Annotated in this window: 20 protein-coding genes and 1 pseudogene; 15 read left to right on the top strand and 6 right to left on the bottom strand. The window is 52.3% G+C overall.

Annotation, left to right across the window (positions count from 1 at the left end; genetic code table 11):
• Positions 1–90: 90 nt before the first annotated feature.
• Both O6D90_RS11795 and O6D90_RS11790 read left to right on the top strand, forming a co-directional pair.
• Complete coding sequence (locus O6D90_RS11795; RefSeq protein ID WP_016156489.1) at positions 91–1,542, top strand: tagaturonate reductase; 1,452 nt, start codon at positions 91–93, stop codon at positions 1,540–1,542.
• A 208-nt stretch (positions 1,543–1,750) separates the two neighbouring features.
• Positions 1,751–2,665, top strand: a complete 915-nt coding sequence (locus O6D90_RS11790; RefSeq protein WP_088582962.1) for a bestrophin family protein — start codon at positions 1,751–1,753, stop codon at positions 2,663–2,665.
• On the opposite strand, the gene O6D90_RS11785 is transcribed toward O6D90_RS11790, so the two are convergent.
• The 3 genes from O6D90_RS11785 to O6D90_RS11775 form a co-directional block, all read right to left on the bottom strand.
• Positions 2,662–3,039 carry a GFA family protein gene (locus O6D90_RS11785; RefSeq protein WP_016153082.1) on the bottom strand — a complete coding sequence of 126 codons (378 nt, stop codon included), beginning with the start codon at positions 3,037–3,039 and terminating at the stop codon, positions 2,662–2,664. The two genes, O6D90_RS11790 and O6D90_RS11785, sit on opposite strands and share 4 nt — an antisense overlap.
• A 131-nt stretch (positions 3,040–3,170) precedes the next feature.
• On the bottom strand, positions 3,171–3,929 hold the full coding sequence (gene tam, locus O6D90_RS11780) for a trans-aconitate 2-methyltransferase (RefSeq protein WP_016157955.1): 759 nt from the start codon (positions 3,927–3,929) through the stop codon (positions 3,171–3,173).
• 627 nt (positions 3,930–4,556) lie between these two features.
• Entirely contained in the window at positions 4,557–5,273 is a 717-nt protein-coding gene (locus tag O6D90_RS11775; RefSeq protein ID WP_016156532.1) for a YebC/PmpR family DNA-binding transcriptional regulator, read from the bottom strand.
• 455 nt (positions 5,274–5,728) lie between these two features.
• Between O6D90_RS11775 and O6D90_RS11770 the strand changes: the two genes are divergently transcribed.
• Both O6D90_RS11770 and O6D90_RS11765 read left to right on the top strand, forming a co-directional pair.
• Complete coding sequence (locus O6D90_RS11770; protein ID WP_016153085.1) at positions 5,729–6,016, top strand: VF530 family DNA-binding protein; 288 nt, start codon at positions 5,729–5,731, stop codon at positions 6,014–6,016.
• Positions 6,017–6,028: 12 nt separating this feature from the next.
• Positions 6,029–7,396, top strand: coding sequence for a glycoside hydrolase family 10 protein (locus tag O6D90_RS11765; protein ID WP_016153086.1), 1,368 nt, complete (start codon positions 6,029–6,031; stop codon positions 7,394–7,396).
• Positions 7,397–7,461: 65 nt separating this feature from the next.
• On the opposite strand, the gene O6D90_RS11760 is transcribed toward O6D90_RS11765, so the two are convergent.
• Together O6D90_RS11760 and hdeB are read right to left on the bottom strand one after the other, a co-directional pair.
• Positions 7,462–9,405, bottom strand: a complete 1,944-nt coding sequence (locus O6D90_RS11760) for a methyl-accepting chemotaxis protein (RefSeq protein WP_016153087.1) — start codon at positions 9,403–9,405, stop codon at positions 7,462–7,464.
• Positions 9,406–9,560: 155 nt separating this feature from the next.
• Positions 9,561–9,890, bottom strand: coding sequence for an acid-activated periplasmic chaperone HdeB (gene hdeB / locus O6D90_RS11755; protein ID WP_003019999.1), 330 nt, complete (start codon positions 9,888–9,890; stop codon positions 9,561–9,563).
• Between the two features lie 400 nt (positions 9,891–10,290).
• On the opposite strand from hdeB, the gene O6D90_RS11750 reads away from it, so the two are divergent.
• The 7 genes from O6D90_RS11750 to O6D90_RS11720 are packed head-to-tail and all read left to right on the top strand — an operon-like array spanning position 10,291 to position 17,208.
• Positions 10,291–11,157 (top strand): MurR/RpiR family transcriptional regulator, encoded by an 867-nt coding sequence (locus O6D90_RS11750; protein WP_016156533.1) that lies wholly within the window; start codon positions 10,291–10,293, stop codon positions 11,155–11,157.
• Between the two features lie 14 nt (positions 11,158–11,171).
• Positions 11,172–11,759, top strand: coding sequence for a D-alanyl-D-alanine dipeptidase (gene ddpX / locus O6D90_RS11745; protein WP_016156534.1), 588 nt, complete (start codon positions 11,172–11,174; stop codon positions 11,757–11,759).
• A 15-nt stretch (positions 11,760–11,774) separates the two neighbouring features.
• Complete coding sequence (locus O6D90_RS11740; RefSeq protein WP_016156535.1) at positions 11,775–13,337, top strand: ABC transporter substrate-binding protein; 1,563 nt, start codon at positions 11,775–11,777, stop codon at positions 13,335–13,337.
• A gap of 44 nt (positions 13,338–13,381) precedes the next feature.
• On the top strand, positions 13,382–14,404 hold the full coding sequence (locus tag O6D90_RS11735; protein WP_016153091.1) for an ABC transporter permease: 1,023 nt from the start codon (positions 13,382–13,384) through the stop codon (positions 14,402–14,404).
• Positions 14,401–15,297, top strand: a complete 897-nt coding sequence (gene ddpC, locus O6D90_RS11730; protein ID WP_016156536.1) for a D,D-dipeptide ABC transporter permease — start codon at positions 14,401–14,403, stop codon at positions 15,295–15,297. Before O6D90_RS11735 ends, ddpC begins: the two co-directional genes overlap by 4 nt.
• On the top strand, positions 15,294–16,280 hold the full coding sequence (locus O6D90_RS11725) for an ABC transporter ATP-binding protein (RefSeq protein ID WP_016156537.1): 987 nt from the start codon (positions 15,294–15,296) through the stop codon (positions 16,278–16,280). The genes ddpC and O6D90_RS11725 overlap by 4 nt, the downstream gene beginning before the upstream one ends.
• Entirely contained in the window at positions 16,273–17,208 is a 936-nt protein-coding gene (locus O6D90_RS11720; RefSeq protein WP_016156538.1) for an ABC transporter ATP-binding protein, read from the top strand. Before O6D90_RS11725 ends, O6D90_RS11720 begins: the two co-directional genes overlap by 8 nt.
• 28 nt (positions 17,209–17,236) lie before the next feature.
• Here O6D90_RS11720 and O6D90_RS11715 read toward each other — a convergent pair whose 3' ends face one another.
• The gene (locus O6D90_RS11715) at positions 17,237–18,127 is read right to left on the bottom strand and encodes a LysR family transcriptional regulator (protein ID WP_016153095.1); all 891 of its coding nucleotides are present in this window, start codon (positions 18,125–18,127) and stop codon (positions 17,237–17,239) included.
• 142 nt (positions 18,128–18,269) lie between these two features.
• Here O6D90_RS11715 and O6D90_RS11710 point away from each other — a divergent pair, with 142 nt between their 5' ends.
• From O6D90_RS11710 to O6D90_RS11695, 4 genes and pseudogenes are all read left to right on the top strand, one after another.
• Positions 18,270–18,977, top strand: coding sequence for a CoA transferase subunit A (locus O6D90_RS11710; protein WP_016153096.1), 708 nt, complete (start codon positions 18,270–18,272; stop codon positions 18,975–18,977).
• Between the two features lie 2 nt (positions 18,978–18,979).
• On the top strand, positions 18,980–19,636 hold the full coding sequence (locus tag O6D90_RS11705) for a CoA transferase subunit B (protein ID WP_016153097.1): 657 nt from the start codon (positions 18,980–18,982) through the stop codon (positions 19,634–19,636).
• Between the two features lie 10 nt (positions 19,637–19,646).
• A pseudogene (locus tag O6D90_RS11700) lies at positions 19,647–20,853 on the top strand (acetyl-CoA C-acetyltransferase).
• Entirely contained in the window at positions 20,843–21,766 is a 924-nt protein-coding gene (locus O6D90_RS11695) for a 3-hydroxyacyl-CoA dehydrogenase family protein (protein ID WP_016156540.1), read from the top strand. The pseudogene O6D90_RS11700 and the gene O6D90_RS11695 overlap by 11 nt, the downstream one beginning before the upstream one ends.
• Positions 21,767–21,771: the final 5 nt, after the last annotated feature.

Raw genomic sequence — 21,771 nt, 5'->3', positions numbered from 1 at the left:
TGATCAAAACAGGGTTTCAATGTATTAAAGTTTGCTAACCTATTGGACCAATTCAATCAGGTTGTATGACTAATTAAAAGGGAACCCATTGTGCAAACACTAAATCGTCGCGATTTCCCCGGTGCTCAGTATCCTGAACGCATTATTCAGTTTGGTGAAGGAAACTTCCTGCGCGCCTTTGTTGACTGGCAAGTCGATTTGCTGAACGAACATACCGATCTGAACGCTGGTGTAGTCATTGTTCGTCCCATCGAAAGTACCTTCCCGCCATCGCTGAGTACGCAGGATGGTCTCTATACCACCATCATTCGTGGTTTGAATGAGAAGGGCGAGGCCGTAAGCGATGCCCGTTTGATCCGTTCGGTTAACCGAGAAATCAGCGTCTATAGCGAATACGATGAGTTCCTGAAGTTGGCGCATAATCCAGATATGCGTTTTGTGTTCTCCAACACGACTGAAGCGGGCATCAGCTACCACGCGGGCGATAAGTTTGAGGATGCACCGGCCGTGAGTTATCCGGCTAAACTGACCCGACTGTTGTTCGAACGCTTCAGCCATTTTAATGGCGCGTCGGATAAAGGCTGGATTATCATTCCTTGCGAACTGATTGATTACAATGGTGATGCGCTGCGTGAACTGGTCCTGCGCTACGCTCAGGAGTGGGCGCTGCCAGAGGCATTTATTCAGTGGCTGGATCAGGCCAACGCATTTTGCTCCACACTGGTGGACCGCATTGTTACCGGTTATCCGCGTGACGAAGTGGAGAAACTGGAAGCTGAGTTGGGCTATCACGATGCCTTCCTCGACACTGCAGAACACTTCTATCTGTTCGTTATTCAGGGACCGAAGTCATTAGCTGCAGAACTGCGTCTGGATAAGTATCCGCTCAATGTCCTGATTGTTGATGACATCAAACCGTACAAAGAACGGAAAGTGGCGATTCTCAACGGCGCACACACCGCACTGGTTCCCGTTGCCTGGCAGGCAGGGCTGGACACCGTGGGTGAGGCGATGAATGACGCAGAGATTTGCGCCTTCGTTGAAAAAGCGATTTATGAAGAGATCATTCCGGTACTGGATTTACCCCGCGATGAGCTGGCGTCTTTCGCCAGCGCGGTGACCGGTCGATTCTGCAATCCGTACATCAAGCATCAGTTGCTGTCGATTGCCCTGAACGGCATGACTAAATTCCGTACCCGTATATTGCCGCAGCTGCTGGCAGGGCAACAGGCCAGCGGTAAACTGCCGGCGCGCCTGACGTTTGCGCTTGCCGCGCTGATTGCTTTCTATCGTGGAGAGCGTAACGGTGAGGCTTATCCGGTCCAGGATGATGCGCACTGGGTGGCACGTTTTCAACAGCTGTGGTCCCAGCATCATGACCGCCAGATAAGCACCGAAGAGTTAGTCAAGTCGGTACTGGGTGTTAAAGAACACTGGGAACAGGACCTGACTCAGGTTTCCGGACTCGTGGAGCAGGTTTCAGCCGATCTGGATACCATTCTGGCAAAAGGCATGCGTGAAGCCGTTAAGCCATTATGCTAAGAAGACAACCCGGCTCAGGCCGGGTTTTTTATAGAACATTCATTAGTTACAACATACTATTGTTTATTAATGACTACACCGTTCTGTAACTCCGGTGCGCGGTGGTTCTGGCAGCGCAAAAGTTGTTTAGTTAATGTTGCGATTAACTTGCAACATTGATCATGATCGCGTCTAATGTGATGGATTTCACATTTTCCCGAAGAAAACCATGATCGTTCGCCCCCAACAACACTGGCTACGCCTGATATTCGTCTGGCATGGGTCAGTATTATCTAAAATCTTTTCACGACTGCTGCTGAACTTCCTGCTCTCCATCGCCGTTATTATCATGCTTCCGTGGTATACGATGCTGGGAATCAAATTCACCCTGGCGCCATTCAGCATTCTCGGCGTGGCGATTGCAATCTTTTTAGGTTTTCGCAATAACGCCTGTTATTCACGTTACGTTGAGGCCCGACACCTGTGGGGGCAGTTGATGATTGCTTCCCGATCGCTGCTGCGTGAGGTAAAAACCACCTTACCGGACGACGCCGAATTAGGGCAGTTTGTTCGTCTGCAAATCGCGTTTGCCCACTGTTTACGCATGACTTTACGTCGAAAGCCACAGGCAGAGCCGTTGGCGAAGTACCTCAGCGAGAAAGATCTGCAGACGGTATTTGCCTCACAATCTCCAGCAAACCGCATTTTGTTGTTAATGGGAGAGTGGTTGGCCGTGCGCAGGCGTGATGAGCAACTGTCAGACATATTATTTCATAGTTTAAACAATAGGTTAAACGATATGTCTGCGGTACTGGCTGGTTGTGAGCGGATTGCGAATACGCCGGTCCCGTTTGCTTATACTTTGATCCTTCATCGCACGGTATACCTGTTTTGTATCATGCTGCCATTCGCGTTAGTGGTGGATCTGCACTACATGACACCGTTTATCTCTGTGCTTATTTCCTATACATTTATCTCGCTCGACACGCTTGCAGAAGAGCTTGAAGATCCGTTTGGCACAGAGAACAATGACCTGCCGCTGGATGCGATTTGCAATGCGATCGAAATCGATTTGCTGCAGATGAACGATGAAACAAATGTGCCAGCAAAACACATGCCTGATAAGCATTACCAACTAACTTAGTTACGTTCGTTTTGCCACCAGGCTGGCTGCATATCGGAAAACGAATGAAACTCTGGCGCCAGGTCTTCATCGTTAGGGTCATCAAAAGCCCCGGCTAAAAGTGCAATTACCGGGGCATCATCAATAGCGCCCACGGAACTGCCGCACTGAGGGCAAAAGGCTCGACAACTCGTTTCTGATGAGCGCCAGGTTGTCGGTTTTCCGGCTTTTCCCGTCCATTCTACATTTTCTGCATCAAACTCAATCCAGACGACGGTCGGTGCGCCCGTATGTTTCCGGCATATATCGCAGGAACAGGTATGGGAATTATTAGGACTGCTGGCCGTGAAGCGGATCGAACCACAAAGACACCCACCAATGTAGACTTTAGACATAACAACTCCCGTCGGAAACACGTGGCAAGACACTAGCAGATGCCTCGCATTGTCACTAGATCCTTATGTTAAAAAGGCGAGGGCGCTCATAGGCGATCCTCTATTCCTGTGATCTATCTGATGATAAATGCTTAATTATTGCGTCGCGCAACAATAAACAATCGGGGAAATGCCAGTAAAATTTTGCCATTTTCCTGCAGTGGATATTGCTCCTGAAGTAGTTCGTGGTAGCGCGCCAGATACTGACGTTGCTCACTTTCTCTCAAATCCTGTAACCAGGGGCGCAGGCCTGTAGAACTTACCCAGTCGATAATTGCTTGATGAGAATCCATAATGTGATAATACGTGGTGCGCCAGATATCCACCTCACAGCCAGTTTCGGTCAAAATATCATAGTAGGCATGTACGCCAGGAAGTGGCGCACGACCCCGGTCCGGGAAACCCTGTTCATAAGCCACTTCGCGCATCAGAACATGCGTGGGTTCCAGCCAGTTATCCGGCATTTGTACGGCCAGAACGCCGTTGCGACCCAGCAGCGATACCAGGTTCGGCAATAGTTCATAGTGATCGGGTACCCATTGTAAAGACGCATTTGCGTAAAGCAGATCCACAGGATGCTCGGGCTGGAACTGACTGATATCCGCTTCAATAAAATGGCATTGCGGTAATGCGTTGCGCGCTTCATTCAGCATGGCGGGTGAGGAATCAACCCCGGTTATTACAGCCGAAGGCCAGCGCTGATGCAGTAATGCCGTGCTGTTTCCCGGACCACAGCCAAGATCAACAACTGAACGAACACTCTCTAACGCCACTCTGTTGAGTAATTCCGCTGCGGGTCTTGAACGTTCAGTTTCATATTGCAGATAAAGCGAAGGGTTCCAGTCAGCCATGAATGAATCTCCAGTATGAGAGAAAAAGGCAGAAAGGACCGCATAAGTCCTTGCCGGTGAGCCATTTCATTTAGAAGATTATATGATAATGAAGGATAAGGGCAGAAATATGCCAGGAAGACAGATTGGCATGTCTGTGGTTTGCCTGCGTGAACTAAAGTTATCAGTTTTGATGTTCAGTGAGTGATGCGGCACAGGTCGAAAATGGTTAGCGCTGGTAACGGCATTTGAAAAGAGGTTTGGCCATCATTATTGAGCAGCACAAGGATTACCATAAAGCTTCAGATTCTACCTTACTTAACGCCAGTGCGCATAATGTATATTATGTTAAATGCAATTTAGTATTTGATGGATGTTTAGTTCATTGCTCTTAGCTGACGCCGTTCTATCAAATCCTTACCCTTCCCTTATCTGCTACGGTAAAAAGATTACTGGAAAAGCTCCCCCTGCTAATCCTGACTGAAAACTGCTGGACATGACTGTCTGCCTTGAGCAAAAGCAGACAGTCACTTTGATTTTCTACCGTAAATTTTTTCTTTTTTTATAATCAATGTATCGGGCTAGATATTTTTGTAACAACTTTATAAGTTAAAGATCTGCCGCAATAACAGATTCCTTTATTTATAATTAGAGGTTTGCAACGTTGTGATAGACTTTTTGAACATCATCGTCATCTTCAAGGGCATCAACGAGTCCTGCAAAGATTTCTAAATCTTCTGGCGAAAGTTCAACTTCTGATTGAGCAATCATTTCTAATTCTGTTGTTGAGAATTCAGTAATCCCAGCGGCTTTCAGGGCTGCAATTCCTTTATGAAGGTCTGTAGATTCAGTATAAATAACGATGTTTCCCTCTTCTTCGGTTACATCGCGAACATCTACATCAGCATTAAGCAAAATTTCAAAAATATGGTCAGGATCTGTTCCTTCAAATACAATCACCCCGGTATTGTCAAACATATAGCTGACAGCACCTGCCGCTCCGATATTCCCGCCTTTTTTATTGAAAATTGAGCGGACATTAGCAATCGTACGGTTAACATTTGACGTCAACGTTTCAGCGATAATCAGTGAACCACTTGGACCAAAGCCTTCATAGCGCCCTTGCACGAACGTTTCATCGCTGCCGCCTTTGGCTTTATCAATTGCTTTATCAATAACGTGTTTAGGAACCTGTGCTTGTTTCGCACGTTCAATAACGAATTTTAAAGCTGAGTTTGATTCTGGGTCTGGTTCACCTTGTTTGGCAGCGGCATAGATTTCTACACCGAATTTTGCATATATATTAGACGTTGCACCGTCTTTAGCAGTTTTTTTAGCAACAATATTTGCCCATTTACGTCCCACTGGAATAGTCTCCTCAGAAATTCATTTACATTACATGCAGATTAATAGCCTGCAAATTTTTCCGCAATATTATATCATGATATGTAAACTCTCGTCCATGAAAAACAAAATATCCATGTTTTACTAAATTTTACTTTAATTTTATCAATAGTTAACATTATGGATATGTTATTTTCGGTTTTATTTGGATCTTTTGTTTTTTAATTTAAATAGTCGAATGACAGCGATAATACATAAATAAAGAGAAACTGAAGTAACAATCCAGGTATAAATACCCACTTAAGATTAATGAACGCATCGAATCCAGATCTTTTCTTCAGCAATGTCTGGCTGGTGTTTACTTCTTAATCATGAAAGCCTGAGGAACAGATGCCATTGCTGGTCGCCCCGCTTTCTTGTAACCTTCTTCCCGTTGCACTACTAACAGAATCTGGAACCACTGAACTGGACTTCATATGAATGCTCATATTTCTAAAGACCCTTTACATGGCGTAACGCTTGAAATGCAGGTCAATGCACTGGTTGATCGTTATGGTTGGGCTGAGCTGGCGCAACGTATTAATATCAACTGCTTTAAAAATGAGCCGAGCGTTAAATCCAGTTTGAAGTTTCTGCGCCGCACGCCGTGGGCGCGGGCAGAAGTTGAAGCGCTGTACCTGGATTCACTGCATGACCTTGCCTCAAATAACACCACCGAACCGGCGTTCGATCCCTGGGCTAACAGCCGCAACAAGAAGAATTAAGAGCAAAATCTGATGTCAGCATCCGGTTTTATTTCAGCAAATTATCAGAAAAAACTGGCGAATATTCTCGCCCGTTCCCGAGCCAGGCTGCCGCGAACCAACATGACATGGTTCGCGCTGCTCGTAGGCAGTATGTTGCTACTTGGCAGTTGTTCTTCACAGCCGCCCGGTTCAAAAATCACCCCACTGCCCCCGGTGGGCAAACCGCAGCAGAGCAAGGAGCCGGTGCGCGGTATCTGGTTGGCAACGGTTTCGCGTCTTGACTGGCCGCCGATTTCATCCGTCAACATCAGCTCGCCTGCCGTTCGTATCAGCCAGCAGCAAAAGGCGCTGACTGACAAGCTGGATAACCTGAAACGTCTTGGTATTAACACCGTTTTTTTCCAGGTGAAGCCCGATGCCACTGCGTTGTGGCATTCTACAATCTTGCCGTGGTCAGATACCCTGACCGGTAAGATTGGTCAGGATCCGGGTTACGATCCGTTACGGTTTATGCTCGATGAAGCGCATAAACGCGGAATGAAAGTCCATGCCTGGTTTAACCCCTACCGCGTGTCCGTTAACACTAAACCTGCGACGGTTACCGAATTAAACAACACGCTGTCACAGACGCCTTCCAGCGTTTATGTCTTGCATCGGGACTGGATCCGTACCTCGGGCGAGCGTTTTGTGTTAGATCCCGGTATTCCCGAAGTGCGTGACTGGATAACCAGTATCGTGGCTGAAGTGGTTGAGAATTACCCGGTTGACGGCGTGCAATTCGATGATTACTTCTATACCGAGTCTCCCGGCTCTGCGCTCAACGACAGCCAGACCTTCAGAAGATACGGCCAGGGATTTGTCTCCAAAGCTGACTGGCGGCGCGATAACACGCAACGCCTGATCGCGCAGGTTTCACGAACTATCAAGAAACTCAAACCTGAAGTTGAATTTGGCGTCAGCCCTGCGGGCGTGTGGCGCAACCGTTCGCACGATCCGGCGGGCTCAGACACACGCGGCGCGGCAGCCTATGATGAATCGTATGCGGACACCCGCCGCTGGGTGCAACAAGGCTTGCTGGACTACATCGCCCCACAGCTGTACTGGCCTTTTGCCCGCGACGCGGCGCGTTACGATGTGTTGGCGAAATGGTGGGCAGATGTCGTCAAATCAACCAACACCCGCCTGTATATTGGGGTGGCGTTGTACAAAGTCGGTGAGCCGTCGCGAAAAGAACCTGACTGGACGGTCAAAGGCGGTGTGCCGGAGCTGAAAAAACAGCTCGATCTGAACGAGTCTGAACCGCACATTAACGGCACAATTTTGTTTCGCGAAGATTACCTTAATCAGCCGCAAACGCAGGAAGCCGTGACCTATATTCGCAGTCGTTGGGGGCGTTAATGGTCGTCCGTATTGGATTTATAACGCAAGAGCGTCCGGTTATACGGACGCTCTTAACCGATTCATCAGGCAACTGAAGGCTCAGGCAATCTGAATGATGAGACCAGCATCGCCAGCTGTTCCGCCTCCTCTTTCAGCGCCTGCGTTCGCGCGGCAGCATCATCTATTAACGAGGCGTTTTGCTGAACGGTGCTGTCCATTTCGGTAACAGCCAGCGTAACTTCGGAAACGCCCTTGCGTTGTTCTTCACCCGCAACGCGTATTTCCCCCATCAACTGACGTACCTGACGTACATTACTGACCAGTTCTCCCAGACGTTCGCCCGCATTGTGAATTTGCTGACTTCCGCTACCTACATGAGAAACGGATTCATCAATCAACGCCTTTATTTCCTGCGCGGCAGTGGCGCTGCGCTGGGCCAGCGTGCGTACTTCGGAGGCCACAACGGCAAACCCTCTCCCGGCATCACCTGCTCTGGCGGCTTCAACCGCGGCATTCAGGGCGAGAATATTGGTCTGGAACGCAATGCTGTCGATAACCGCGACAATTTCCACCATTCTGCCGGATGAGGCACTGACGTTATCCATTGTAGAGATAACACCCTGCATAACATCGCCGCAGCGGTTGGCCGTTTGCGCGGTGCTATCAGAGAGTTCATCCGCCAGTTGTGTATTACTGGCATTTTGATGAACGGTCGCATTTAACTGTTCCATCGCCGCTGAACTCTCTTCCAGCGCAGCGGCCTGTTGCGTCACGCGAGATGAAAGTTCCATATTACTGTCTGCCAGGCTGACAGCGTTATTCGCCACCACTACGCTACTGCTTCTGACAGTGATCAGAATGGCTGAGATTTTATCGACGAACAGGTTAAACGCTTCGGCGATAGCGGAAATCTCATCTTTGCCACGCACATCCAGGCGACGGGTAAGATCGCCTTCTCCCTGCGCAATGTCATCCAGAGCCTGACGGGTATCATCGAGACGTGAAATCAGTCGGCGAACCACCAGCCAGGATCCCACCAGCAACAGGGTCATGATCGGGATCAACACTTCCAGCACGTCCTGCATCATCACTTTGGCAAGGCCGACGATACGCGATTCAGGCGTCGCAAGACCAACAACCCAACCGGTATCCGCCATCGGGAACAGCATCACTCGTGAAGCCGAATTCAGGACGTTATCATTTGCAAGCGTAATCGTTTTCACCCCGTCCGCTGGGCGCAGAGATTTCAGACCGTTTTCCACCGGGATAAGCCATTGCGCGCTTTGCGCCAGATCGTTAATGGTTTTATATTTCGCCAGATCGGCCTGCGGGAAATAGAGGATTTGTCCCTGCTTGTCCACCACAAACGCGTAACCACCGGTGCTGTTTCCCTGCTGCTGCATGAAAGTGGCGACGTTATCCAGGCGAATATCGGTGGTGGCGACACCGGCAAACTTGCCCGCCAGTTGATAAGGTACGCTGCACGTCACCATGTTGACGCCTGAACTGGCGTCCTGGTAGACATCAGACCATAAGCAACTGTTTTGTGAATGCCCTTTAGCATGCTGATACCAGTTTTCATTGTGGTATCCGCTTGACCCTTCGACGTTATAGTCGTTGGAATACACCAGTTTACCTTCAGCATTACGCGCCCAGAAAAAGCTTCTTTTCTCCACACCTGCGGTGAAAGCGTCTGGTTCTGGCCAGATGCCGCCGCCGGTAATAATTGAATCTTTATCTTCACCAATCAGATGCGGAACGACGCTTTGATAAAGAGATTCATCATTTGGCAGCACCTCAGCCAGTCGTGACAAGCTAACGGTCTCACCTTCAATTCGGGACAATACGGTACTCAACTGGCGGGTTAAACCTTGCCCTGTTTCTTCGATCAGGGCGGTGTTGATTTCAACGACGCGCGGTTGACCACGCCAGAGCATAATCACCACAATAACAAGGGTCGTGACTGCAAGCAGCAGAATGCCGCCGATGGTTAAACGCGTTGAAATACGAGTAGGATACCAGGCCATACAAACTCCTTCTGCAAAAGGCTAACTTTTATCCAGTATCGGCACAGGCGTTTATATCTTTATAAAGTTTTCTTAAGTATCACAAAATAAATAGGTGACATTGTCACAAATAGCAAAACCCAGCACTTTGGCTGGGTTTTAATAATGACTTAATCTTATTTGGATAATTCTTTTTTGATTTCGTCTTTTATTTTGCTTAATTCGCTCTGCGGATGTTTTTTACAAAGTTCAACGGTCAGAGGAACTGCTGTAGTCACGGTTTCGTTATAGTCTACGTAATCGCCACCCTTGAAATCTTCGTCTTCATTGAGCACCCAGAAAGCCACCGGGGCCATAGTTTGCGGGTTCAAATCAATAAACTCCTGGCAATTCATGCCTTTTGGAGTCACTTCAGTTTTAGCGTTATCAGTTGCTGCATTGACGCTGACACTGGTTAACAGCGCTGCGACCAGAATACCTGCTGTAGAAAGGGAGAATTTATTCATTGTAGTACTCCATTTATAATATAAATAATATCTACACTTGCGCTTCAAACCGTTAATGTAGTTCGCAAAAAATAATACCCCTAACGTCATAAGAATAAAGATTGCCACCATAGATATGGCTGAAATTTATATTTCACATTACTGATTCTGATGTCTGGGCGTAAAACGTGGCCACAATGTGATCGTTCCGACGAAATCAGCAGATTCATACCCCTCTTCCCCTGTCGCTGCACCAAAACTGAACTACGCTGCACAAATGTTTATCATTAGTTAACGGATACGGGCTGATTTTTAACAAAAATGGTCAGCGTGCCGCTGTTACCAACATGGCACGCGTCCTGCATTGTTAATTTGCTAACAGTGAACCGTACTCTGACAAACAATTAACAGCGAGAAGGTAATGACAGCGAAACCGGAGTTATTTACCCGTATAGAGCAGACCTTTAGCCAACTGACGCCCAGCGAAAAGCGCGTGGCCGGGTGGCTGTTAGCCCATGCTGTGCAGATCCCTTTTGAAACCGCGGATGGTATTGCTAAAGCAACCGGAACCAGCGGCATTACCGTTGGACGCTATCTGCGTAAACTGGGTTTTCGCAATCTGGAAGATGCAAAAGCCAGCCTGCGGGAGCTACCCGTCGTCGCCTATCAACCCTGGGGGATGAACGAGCGGCTGGACTCCTGGCACCAGCAACAAAGCCTGCCAGATCGCGCGCAGCAGTCGCTGTTACTGGAAATCGACGCCATTACCTATGTCTATCAACTCGCGCAAGGCGAAACGTTTTTACGCATAGCGCAGCGGCTGGCGCATGCGGAAGCCGTGTATATCCTTGGGATCCAGTCCACCCGCGGGATCGCTAACGCCTTTTTCAGTCACCTGGAATACCTGCGGCCTAAAGTCAGCTACTCCGAAGGGCTTTCCGGCAGTTGGGTCGAGTCGCTGAATTCAGGATTCACCCAGCCTTACGTGGTGATCACCGATATGCGCGCCTATTCCGCTATCTCGCGACAATATTGCCGCGTTGCCACAGAACGCTGCATTCCGCTGGCGTTAATCACCGATGTGTGGTGCCCGTGGGCCAGAGACTATTCCATTGACTTACTTCAGGTGAAAACTGACACCGGACATTTCTGGGACTCACTGGCTCCGGTGAGCTGTCTGTTCAACTTATTACTCTCTGCGGTGGTGGCACAACTGGGTGACTCCCTCGCAGAACGCCTGCAAACCAATCGCCAGTTACAACAACAATTTGGTCAATTCGAACAATAAACAGGAAACGTGCTATGTCAGAAACCCCAGAACTGGTCGATCTGTCGGTGATATTCCCGTCGCTGCATATCGATCTTAAATACGCTACGGCAGACAACATTACCGGCGCCCCTATCTACCGGGAAGCTCGTTGCCTGTTGCACACCGAGGCGGTCACTGCGCTGGCGAAAAGCATCAGTATTGCGCAACTGGCGGGCCTGAAACTTGTGGTATACGACGCGTATCGCCCGCAGCAGGCGCAGGCGGTGCTGTGGAATGCGTGTCCAGATCCTCAGTATGTTGTTGATGTGGCGATAGGATCCAATCACAGCCGCGGGACGGCCATTGACGTTACGCTAATGGACGATCGTGGCAATCTTCTCGATATGGGCGCGGGCTTTGATGAGATGCACGACCGTTCCCATGCCTGGCACCCTTCTGTTCCTCCGGCTGCGCAGCGCAACCGCCTGCTGCTCAATGCCATTATGTTCGGCGGCGGTTTTGTCGGTATCACCAGCGAGTGGTGGCATTTTGAATTACCTGATGCCGCCCGCTATCCGCTGCTTGACGATCAGATAGATTGTTACACTGTCACACCCATAACAACACAACATTCCCTTTAATTCTGGAGCCTGGTTATGAAGACTACACTTGCGTTAAACGCGTTTTTTCGCCCCGCTCTGATAGCCGTTGCGCTGGCGTTTGCCCTGCCCGCTGCGCAGGCCGCCGTTCCCAAAGATATGCTGGTGATCGGCAAAGCTGCCGATCCGCAGACGCTCGATCCCGCCGTGACCATCGATAACAACGACTGGACGGTCACCTATCCCTCTTATCAGCGGCTGGTTCAGTACAAAACGGATGGCGGTAAAGGCTCCACGGAAGTTGAAGGCGATTTGGCCAGCGGCTGGAAGGCCTCTGACGACCAGAAAGAGTGGACGTTTATCCTGAAAAACGATGCCAAATTCGCCGACGGAACGCCGGTGACGGCTGATGCGGTAAAGCAATCTTTTGAACGCCTGCTCAAAATCGGCCAGGGGCCTGCAGAAGCGTTCCCGAAAGATCTGAAGGTCGAGGCTATCGATAACAATACGGTGAAGTTTACCCTCAGCCAGCCATTTGCGCCGTTCCTGTATACGCTGGCCAATGACGGGGCTTCAATTATTAACCCGGCCGTCTTAAAAGAGCATGCCGCAGACGATGCCCGCGGATTCCTGGCGCAGAATACGGCAGGCTCCGGTCCCTTCATGCTCAAAAGCTGGCAAAAGGGACAGCAGTTGGTACTGGTTCCTAACCCATATTATGCCGGTGCAAAACCGGCGTTTAAGCGGGTTTCGGTAAAAATCATCGGTGAAAGCGCCTCTCGCCGTCTGCAATTGTCGCGGGGTGATATCGACATTGCCGATGCGCTTCCGGTTGACCAGCTTGCCGCCTTAAAACAGGAAGGCAAAGTTAACGTGGCGGATTATCCCTCGTTGCGCGTGACCTATCTGTATCTGAATAACAGTAAAGCGCCGCTCAATCAGGTGGATTTACGCCGCGCCATCTCGTGGGCCACCGATTATAAAGGCATGGTAAACGGGATCCTGAGCGGCAACGGTAAGCAAATGCGAGGTCCGATCCCTGAAGGCATGTGGGGTTTTGACGACAAGGCCATGCAGTACAGTTTCGATGAAGCCAAAGCGAAAGCGGCGTGGGACAAAGTTGCCACCAAACCTGACAGTCTGAGCTTCCTGTACTCGGATAATGACCCTAACTGGGAACCTATCGCGCTCGCGACCCAGGCAAGCCTTGGCAAACTGGGCATTAAGGTCAAGCTGGAAAAACTGGCGAACGCCACCATGCGTGACCGCGTGGGCAAAGGAGATTACGACATTGCCATTGGCAACTGGAGCCCTGATTTCGCCGATCCGTACATGTTTATGAACTACTGGTTTGAGTCAGATAAGAAAGGCTTGCCGGGTAACCGTTCGTTCTATGAAAACGGTGAGGTCGATAAGCTGTTGCGTAGCGCGCTGGCCACGACCGATCAGGTTGCCAGAACCAATGACTACCAGCAGGCGCAAACTATCGTGATTGATGAAGCCGCCTACGTCTATTTATTCCAGAAAAACTATCAGTTGGCGATGAACAAAGACGTCAAAGGATTTGTATTCAACCCCATGCTGGAACAGGTCTTCAATATCTCCACCATGAGTAAATAAGCCACGTTAATGCGGAGCCGCTCTGGCTCCGCAAGGGGAAGCTAATGACGTTCTGGAGCATTTTACGCCAGCGATGCTGGGGACTTATTCTGGTGGTTATCGGTGTTTGCGTAATCACTTTTATTATTTCGCACCTGATACCTGGCGACCCCGCGCGGCTATTGGCGGGCGATCGCGCCAGCGATGAAATTGTCGAAAATATTCGCCAACAGTTGGGGCTGAACCAGCCGCTGTATGTCCAGTTTTTTCGCTATGTCAGCGACATTTTTCACGGTGATTTAGGCACCTCTATTCGCACCGGACGTCCGGTGCTGGATGAGCTGCGCATCTTCTTCCCCGCCACCCTTGAGCTGGCTTTCTGCTCCTTGTTGCTGGCGCTGGTTATCGGTATTCCTTTGGGCATTTTATCTGCGGTCTGGCGCAACCGCTGGCTAGATCACCTCGTTCGCCTGATGGCGATCACCGGTATCTCCACACCAGCATTCTGGCTGGGGCTGGGGGTTATCGTGCTGTTTTATGGTCATCTGCAAATTTTACCCGGCGGTGGACGTTTAGATGACTGGCTGGATCCGCCAACTCACGTCACCGGGTTCTATCTGATTGATGCACTGCTGGAAGGCAATGGCGAAGTCTTTTTCAATGCGCTTCAGCACCTGATCCTGCCATCACTGACGCTGGCCTTTGTGCACCTGGGGATCGTTGCCCGTCAGATTCGCTCCGCCATGCTGGAGCAACTGAGTGAAGATTACATTCGCACCGCTCGCGCCAGCGGGTTGCCGGGCTGGTACATCGTGTTGTGTTACGCGTTGCCAAATGCGCTTATCCCCTCGATAACCGTTCTCGGCCTGGCATTGGGCGATCTGCTCTACGGTGCGGTGCTGACTGAAACGGTCTTCGCCTGGCCGGGAATGGGCGCCTGGGTGGTGACGTCGATTCAGGCGCTCGACTTCCCGGCGGTAATGGGATTTGCCGTGGTGGTCTCTTTCGCCTATGTGCTGGTTAACCTGGTGGTGGATTTACTCTACTTGTGGATCGATCCACGAATTGGACGCGGAGACGCACAATGATGCTCACACAAGAAACGCCAGCCGCGCCTCAGACAACACGCCGTCGCACGGACTGGGCTAAACTGTTCTGGATGATGAAAAGCAGCCCGCTGACGCTGGTTGGCGGGGTCATCATTGTGTTGATACTGCTGCTGATGGTGCTGTCGCCGTGGATAACCCCTCACGACCCTAATGCCATCAATTTGAGTGCGCGCCTGCTGCCCCCGTCAGCCGCTCACTGGTTTGGTACCGATGAAGTCGGCCGCGATCTGTTCAGCCGCGTTCTGGTGGGTAGCCAACAATCGGTCGTTGCGGGGCTGGTCGTGGTGGGTATCGCCGGGGGATTGGGTTCGCTGCTGGGCTGTTTGTCTGGCGTCATGGGCGGACGCGCCGATGCAATTATTATGCGAATAATGGACATTATGCTGTCCATTCCCTCGCTGGTGCTGACGATGGCGCTGGCCGCCGCGTTGGGTCCAAGCCTGTTTAACGCCATGCTGGCGATTGCTATCGTACGTATTCCGTTTTATGTGCGCCTCGCACGCGGTCAAACGTTAGTAGTGCGCCAGTTTACCTATGTGCAGGCGGCGCGGACCTACGGCGCATCACGCTGGCATCTGATTAGCTGGCACATTTTACGTAACTCTCTGCCCCCACTAATTGTGCAAGCGTCGCTCGATATCGGCAGTGCGATCCTGATGGCCGCCACGCTCGGATTTATCGGTCTGGGCGCACAGCAGCCCAGCGCTGAATGGGGAGCGATGGTCGCAATAGGCCGTAACTATGTGCTTGATCAGTGGTGGTATTGCGCTTTCCCCGGCGCCGCCATTCTGATTACCGCCGTGGGCTTTAATCTCTTTGGCGATGGTATTCGCGATCTGCTTGACCCGAAAGCCGGAGGAAAACAGTCATGACACAACCCGTGCTGGAAATCGAAGATTTGCATTTGAGTTTTCCCGGCTATAAAGCTGACGTGCATGCGCTTAACCATGTATCGCTGCATATCAACCGCGGAGAAATCGTTGGCGTGGTTGGCGAGTCCGGTTCTGGTAAGTCCGTGACGGCCATGCTCACCATGCGTCTGCTGCCGGAAGGCAGTTATCATATCCACCAGGGACGCGTTTCGCTGCTGGGGGAAGATGTGCTCAATGCCAGCGAGAAGCAAATGCGCCAATGGCGCGGCGCACGCGTAGCGATGATCTTTCAGGAGCCCATGACGGCGCTGAATCCGACCCGGCGCATCGGTCAGCAAATGGTGGAGGTTATCCGCCATCATCAGGCGTTAAGCCGCACGGATGCCCGTCAGAAAGCCATCGCTTTACTCCAGGAGATGCAAATCCCGGACGCGGCGGAAGTCATGAAGCGTTTCCCGTTTGAGCTTTCCGGCGGGATGCGCCAGCGCGTAATGATAGCGCTGGCCTTTTCATGTGAACCGGAGCTTATTATTGCCGATGAACCGACCACCGCTCTGGACGTCACGGTGCAACTGCAGGTGCTGCGTTTGCTGAAGTTAAAAGCGCGAGCCAGCGGGACAGCCGTGTTATTTATCAGCCATGATATGGCGGTGGTTTCACAGTTATGCGACCGGTTGTACGTCATGTATGCCGGAAGCGTGATTGAGAGTGGCCCAACGCAAACCGTTATTCAACGCCCGACGCATCCCTATTCCATTGGTCTGCTGAAATGCGCGCCGGAGCACGGCGAGCCGCGCGCATTGCTGCCCGCCATTCCCGGCACCGTGCCGAACTTAACCTGCTTACCGACGGGATGCGCGTTTCGCGAGCGCTGCTTTGCCGCTGGCCCCCGTTGTGAAGAAACACCTGCGTTACGCAGTCAGGGAGGCGGGGATCAACAATCTGCCTGCTGGTATCCGCAACTGGAGACAACACATGTCTGATTTTTTACTGGCGCTGCAGAATGTTCATGTCAACTTCCCTGCGCGTAAAAACTGGCTCGGCAAGGTAACGGAACGGGTGCATGCCCTCAATGGTCTGGATTTACAGATCCGTCAGGGGGAAACACTGGGGATTGTTGGCGAGTCCGGTTGTGGAAAGAGTACGCTGGCGCAACTGCTGATGGGGATGCTGAAACCCAGTCAGGGCAACTATGCGCGCCGTGGTGACAAGCAGCATACCGGTATGCAAATGGTCTTTCAGGATCCCCTTTCATCGCTGGATCCGCGCTTACCGGTATGGCGGATTATCACCGAACCGGTGTGGATCCAAAAACGTCCTGCAGAACGTGAGCGCCGTATGCTTGCTGAAGATTTGGCGCGACAAGTGGGAATTCGTCCTGAATATCTCGACCGCCTGCCGCATGCGTTTTCCGGTGGACAGCGCCAGCGTATTGCCATCGCCCGGGCGTTGTCATCAGAGCCGGACGTGATTGTGCTCGATGAACCTACTTCGGCGCTGGATATCTCCGTGCAGGCGCAAATTCTCAATCTGCTGGTGTCATTGCAGGCGCGCAGAAACCTGACCTACGTGCTGATCTCGCACAACGTGTCGGTGGTCCGCCATATGAGCGACCGCGTGGCGGTGATGTACCTCGGGCAAATTGTTGAGCTGGGCGATGCGCAGCAGGTACTCACGCAGCCCGCCCATCCCTACACGCGGTTATTGCTGGATTCGGTCCCTAAAACGGGAGCACCGCTGGCGGAGGATTTGGTGTTACGGAAAACCGAACTACCGGGGAACCGAACGCTGCCCCAGGGTTGTTTTTTCCGTGACAGGTGCCCACTGGCAACCAGCGGCTGTGAGAAGAAACAGGCATTGCTGAAAAGTGATAGCGGTGGTGAAGTTCGCTGCTGGCGGGCGGTTGCATGAGCTGAAAGGTTGGCGTATTGCGTGAGAGTCAGGTGCAATACGCCTTTTTCAGTGAATCCACCAGCACTTCAGAAGCGGTAGATAACTTATGATGCGCCGAACGCAAAACGCCGATCCGACGTTGGATCACCGGCGTATCCAGATCGATACAGGTTGCGCCCAGCTCTGTCATTTGCGTGCGGCACAATGCGGGCACGGCGCTGCCGCCCAGTCCACTTGCCACCAGGCGACCAACCGTCACCAGTTGATGGCTCTCCAGCGCCACCTCCAGCGTATGCCCACTTTGCACCAACTGTTCTTCCAGCATCAGGCGCACGGCGGAAGGACGTTGCAGGGTGATAAAATCCAGCGTCAGTAATTCGCGCCACGCAATACGATCCCGGCCCGCCAGTTTGCATGTCGGCGGAACAATCGCGATAAAACGATCCACGCCGAGCGGGGTGAAATGCAGATGCCCTGAAGAGTCCGGCTCAAAGGCAATGCCCATCTCCACCCGCCCTTCACTGACCATCTCAATCACTTGTTCGTTAATCACGTCATGTACCGTTACGTTGATCCCGGAGTAGGAATCACGAAACGTTTTCAGTACCGATGGCAGGACGTTAGCGGCGAATGAGGGCATGGCGGCAATAGAAATTTTCCCGCGCTGCAGCGTAAAGCGTTGGCGCATTGCCTCTTCCGTATTCTCCCAGTCCGCCAGCAGTTGTCGCCCCATGTTGAGCAGCGTTTCTCCCTCCTGCGTCAGGGTCACTTTGCGGGTGGTTCTCAACAGTAACGCCCCGCCCAGTGAATCCTCCAGTCCTTTAATCGCCAGGCTTAAAGCGGGTTGCGACATATTCAGTCTTTCACTGGCATGAGCAAAATTCAGAGTGTGAGCTACCGCTAAAAACGCGCGTAACTGTTTGATGCTCATTCCCATTTCGCATTCCTTTAACTTGTTGAATACCTTTAATTAACATTAAATTGATAAAAAAACCCAATGAGTGAGTCACAAATTTAAAATTAACAAATCATTTTTCACCCCCAATGATGTCGGCAAGGACAACAGGAGGGGCAAGTGTATGGCTGGACTGGATAAACGGGTTGCCACCTATCAAGAGGCGCTGGAAGGACTGACCGATAACATGACGCTGCTGGCGGGCGGTTTTGGCTTATGTGGGATCCCTGAGAACCTGATTGCCGAAGTACGCCGTCGGGAGGTTCAGGGGCTTACGGTTGTGTCAAACAACTGCGGCGTGGATGGTTTTGGCCTTGGCGTTCTGCTGGAAACGCGCCAGGTACGCAAAGTGGTCGCATCTTATGTAGGTGAAAACGCCCTGTTTGAGCAGCAGGTTCTCAGCGGTGAACTGGAAGCTATCCTGACGCCGCAAGGCACGCTGGCTGAGCAGCTGCGCGCGGGCGGCGCGGGGATCCCGGCATTCTTTACCGCGACCGGATACGGAACCCCGGTCGCGCAAGGGAAAGAAGTTCGCGAGTTTGCCGGACGCCCTTACATCTTAGAGCAGGCGATAACCGGTGATTTTGCGTTGGTTAAAGGCTGGAAAGCCGACTGGTACGGCAACGTTATTTATCGCCACACCGCACAGAATTTTAATCCGCTGATGGCTGCCGCTGGGCGTATTACCGTCGTGGAAGTTGAAGAAATTGTCCCTCCCGGAGAGCTGGACCCCGCCGCAATTCACACCCCCGGAATTTACGTTAACCGCATTATCCAGGGGCAGTTTGAAAAACGTATTGAACAACGCACCCTGCGCCAGAAAGGAGCCTGACCATGTTAACGCGTGAACAAATGGCGATGCGTGTCGCCCGCGAGCTGCGAGACGGTTATTACGTCAACCTCGGGATTGGTATTCCTACTCTGGTGGCGAACTACATTCCTGAAGGCATGGACGTAATGCTGCAATCGGAAAACGGTTTGCTGGGTATGGGCCCGTTTCCCACGGAAGACGAAATTGATGCTGACATGATCAACGCCGGAAAACAGACCGTGACGGCGCGCAAAGGCGCGGCAATCTTCGACTCGGCGCAATCCTTCGCCATGATCCGCGGCGGTCACGTCGACCTGACGGTGCTCGGCGCGTTTGAAGTGGATGTTAACGGCAATATCGCCTCATGGATGATCCCCGGAAAAATGGTGAAAGGCATGGGCGGCGCGATGGATTTGGTTGCCGGAGCCGACAACATCATCGTGGTGATGACGCATGCCTCTAAAAGCGGCGAGTCGAAACTGCTTCCCGCCTGCACCCTGCCGCTGACCGGCGTGGCCTGTATTAAACGCGTGCTTACCGATCTGGCGCTGCTGGAGATTGCCGATGGGGCGTTCATTCTGCGCGAGCGAGCGCCGGGTATCAGCGTGGATGAGATAGTCGCCAGAACCGCCGGCAAGCTGATCGTTCCCGAAAATGTCCCCGAAATGCACTTTAGCTGAGGAGCTGACCATGCAGGATGTTGTTATTGTCGCGGCAACGCGCACCCCAATTGGCAGTTTTCATGGCGCGCTGGCGCCGCTTTCCGCGGTTGAACTAGGTTCAGTGGTGATCCGTGCGCTGCTGGAAAAAACCGCCGTGGCACCTGAGCAAATTGATGAAGTGATCTTCGGCCAGGTTCTGACGGCAGGCTGCGGCCAGAACCCTGCCAGGCAAACGGCGTTACGCGCAGGACTGCCGGTCACCACGCCCGCGTTAACCCTGAATCTGGTGTGCGGCTCGGGCATGAAGGCGGTGCATCAGGCGGTCCAGGCGATTCGCTGCGGCGATGCGCAAATTGTGATTGCCGGTGGGCAGGAGAGCATGAGCAATGCGCCCTATTTCCTCGACGGCGCCCGGGCGGGACTGCGGCTCGGTCATGCCAGCATGAAAGACAGCGTGGTGCATGACGGTCTGTGGGATGCGTTTAACGACTATCACATGGGGATTACCGCGGAAAATCTGGCGGATAAGTTCGTGATCGGTCGCGAGCAGCAGGACGCCTTTGCCCTGCGCTCACAGCAAAAAGCGGCCGCCGCCATTGAAGCCGGTCGTTTTAGCGCGGAAATCACGCCAGTCAGCGTCCCACAGGGCAAAAAAACCGCCGCGTGTCGTGGATCGTGACGAACAGCCTCGTCCGGATACGCAGGCTGAAAAGCTGGCGCAGCTCAAACCAGCGTTTCGCCCTGGTAACGGCACGGTGACCGCCGGGAATGCCTCTTCAATCAACGATGGCGCCGCCGCGGTGATGTTGATGAGCGCCGCCAAAGCAGCAGAACTCAATCTGCCGGTTCTTGCCAGAGTGGCGGGTTACGCCGTCTCCGGCGTCGACCCTGCGATTATGGGCATTGGGCCGGTAGAGGCATCACTTCAGTGCCTGAAGCGAGCTGGCTGGACGTTGAATGATGTCGATCTCATTGAAGCCAACGAAGCCTTTGCCGCGCAAGCGCTGGCGGTTGGCGAATCCCTGAACTGGGACAGCAATCGGGTGAACGTAAACGGCGGCGCGATTGCGCTGGGCCATCCCATTGGGGCGTCAGGTTGCCGAATTCTGGTGACTTTGCTGCACGAAATGGCCCGCCGTAACGCCGCCAAAGGGCTGGCTACACTGTGCGTAGGCGGCGGTCAGGGGGTGGCACTGGCGGTTGAGCGCCCGCAGGAGGTATCTCATGAAAAGTAAGCATATCTGCGTACTGGGCGCGGGTTTAATGGGTGTCGGTATTGCCACCCACTTCGTCCGTTATGGTCACGATGTCTGGCTGTACGACACCGATAGCAACCGTATTGCAGACATTGGCGCAGTTGCCAGCGGTATTCTGGATGAACTGATTGCCACCGAACAGTTTCCTGCAGGCGACAAAGCACAGGCTGTGAGTCGTCTGCATGGTACTACCTCGCTGCACGATATCGCCGCGTGCGGGTTACTGATCGAAGCCATTCCGGAGCGACTCGAACTCAAGCACGCGTTGTATGCGCAACTGGAAGCATTGATCGCGCCTGAGGCCGTCATTGCCAGTAACACCAGCGGCCTGCCGCCGGATGCGCTGGCAGAAAAGCTCGCCCATCCTGAGCGGTTGTTAATCGCCCATTTCTGGCACCCGCCGCATTTTATTCCACTGGTTGAGATTGTACCCGGCACGGCCACGAAGCCGGAATATCTGCAGGAACTGCAACAGCTGCTGCTTTCGATGCAGCTGGAAGCCGTTGTGCTCGACCGCGCCGCGCCGGGGTTTGTCGGTAATCGCCTGCAGTTTGCTCTGCTGCGTGAAGCGTTGCATATCGTAAAAAGCGGGATCGCCAGCGCAGAGGTGGTGGATCAGGTAATGCGCGCCTCGCTCGGTCGTCGCTATGCGATGGTCGGTCCGCTGGAGGCGGCGGATATGACCGGACTTTCTACGGTACAGGACATTTGTCGGCATCTGCTACCGGAGCTGGCAACCGGGAGCGACATGATGTCTCTGGTCGCTGACAAGGTGGCTAACGGTGATACCGGTTTGCGCAGCGGTCAGGGATTTTATCGCTGGGATGATTCGCGCAAGGAATATATCCAGCAACGCAGAGAGCATCAGCTGCGCTTTGCCCTGAAACCGTAACTTCT

Origin of the sequence: Citrobacter sp. 21OH12SH02A-Citro, from assembly GCF_027919895.1 — a bacterium.
Lineage (GTDB): Bacteria > Pseudomonadota > Gammaproteobacteria > Enterobacterales > Enterobacteriaceae > Citrobacter > Citrobacter braakii.
The sequence above is the reverse complement of the archived record's forward strand: the minus strand, read 5'-3'. Positions and strand labels throughout refer to the sequence as shown.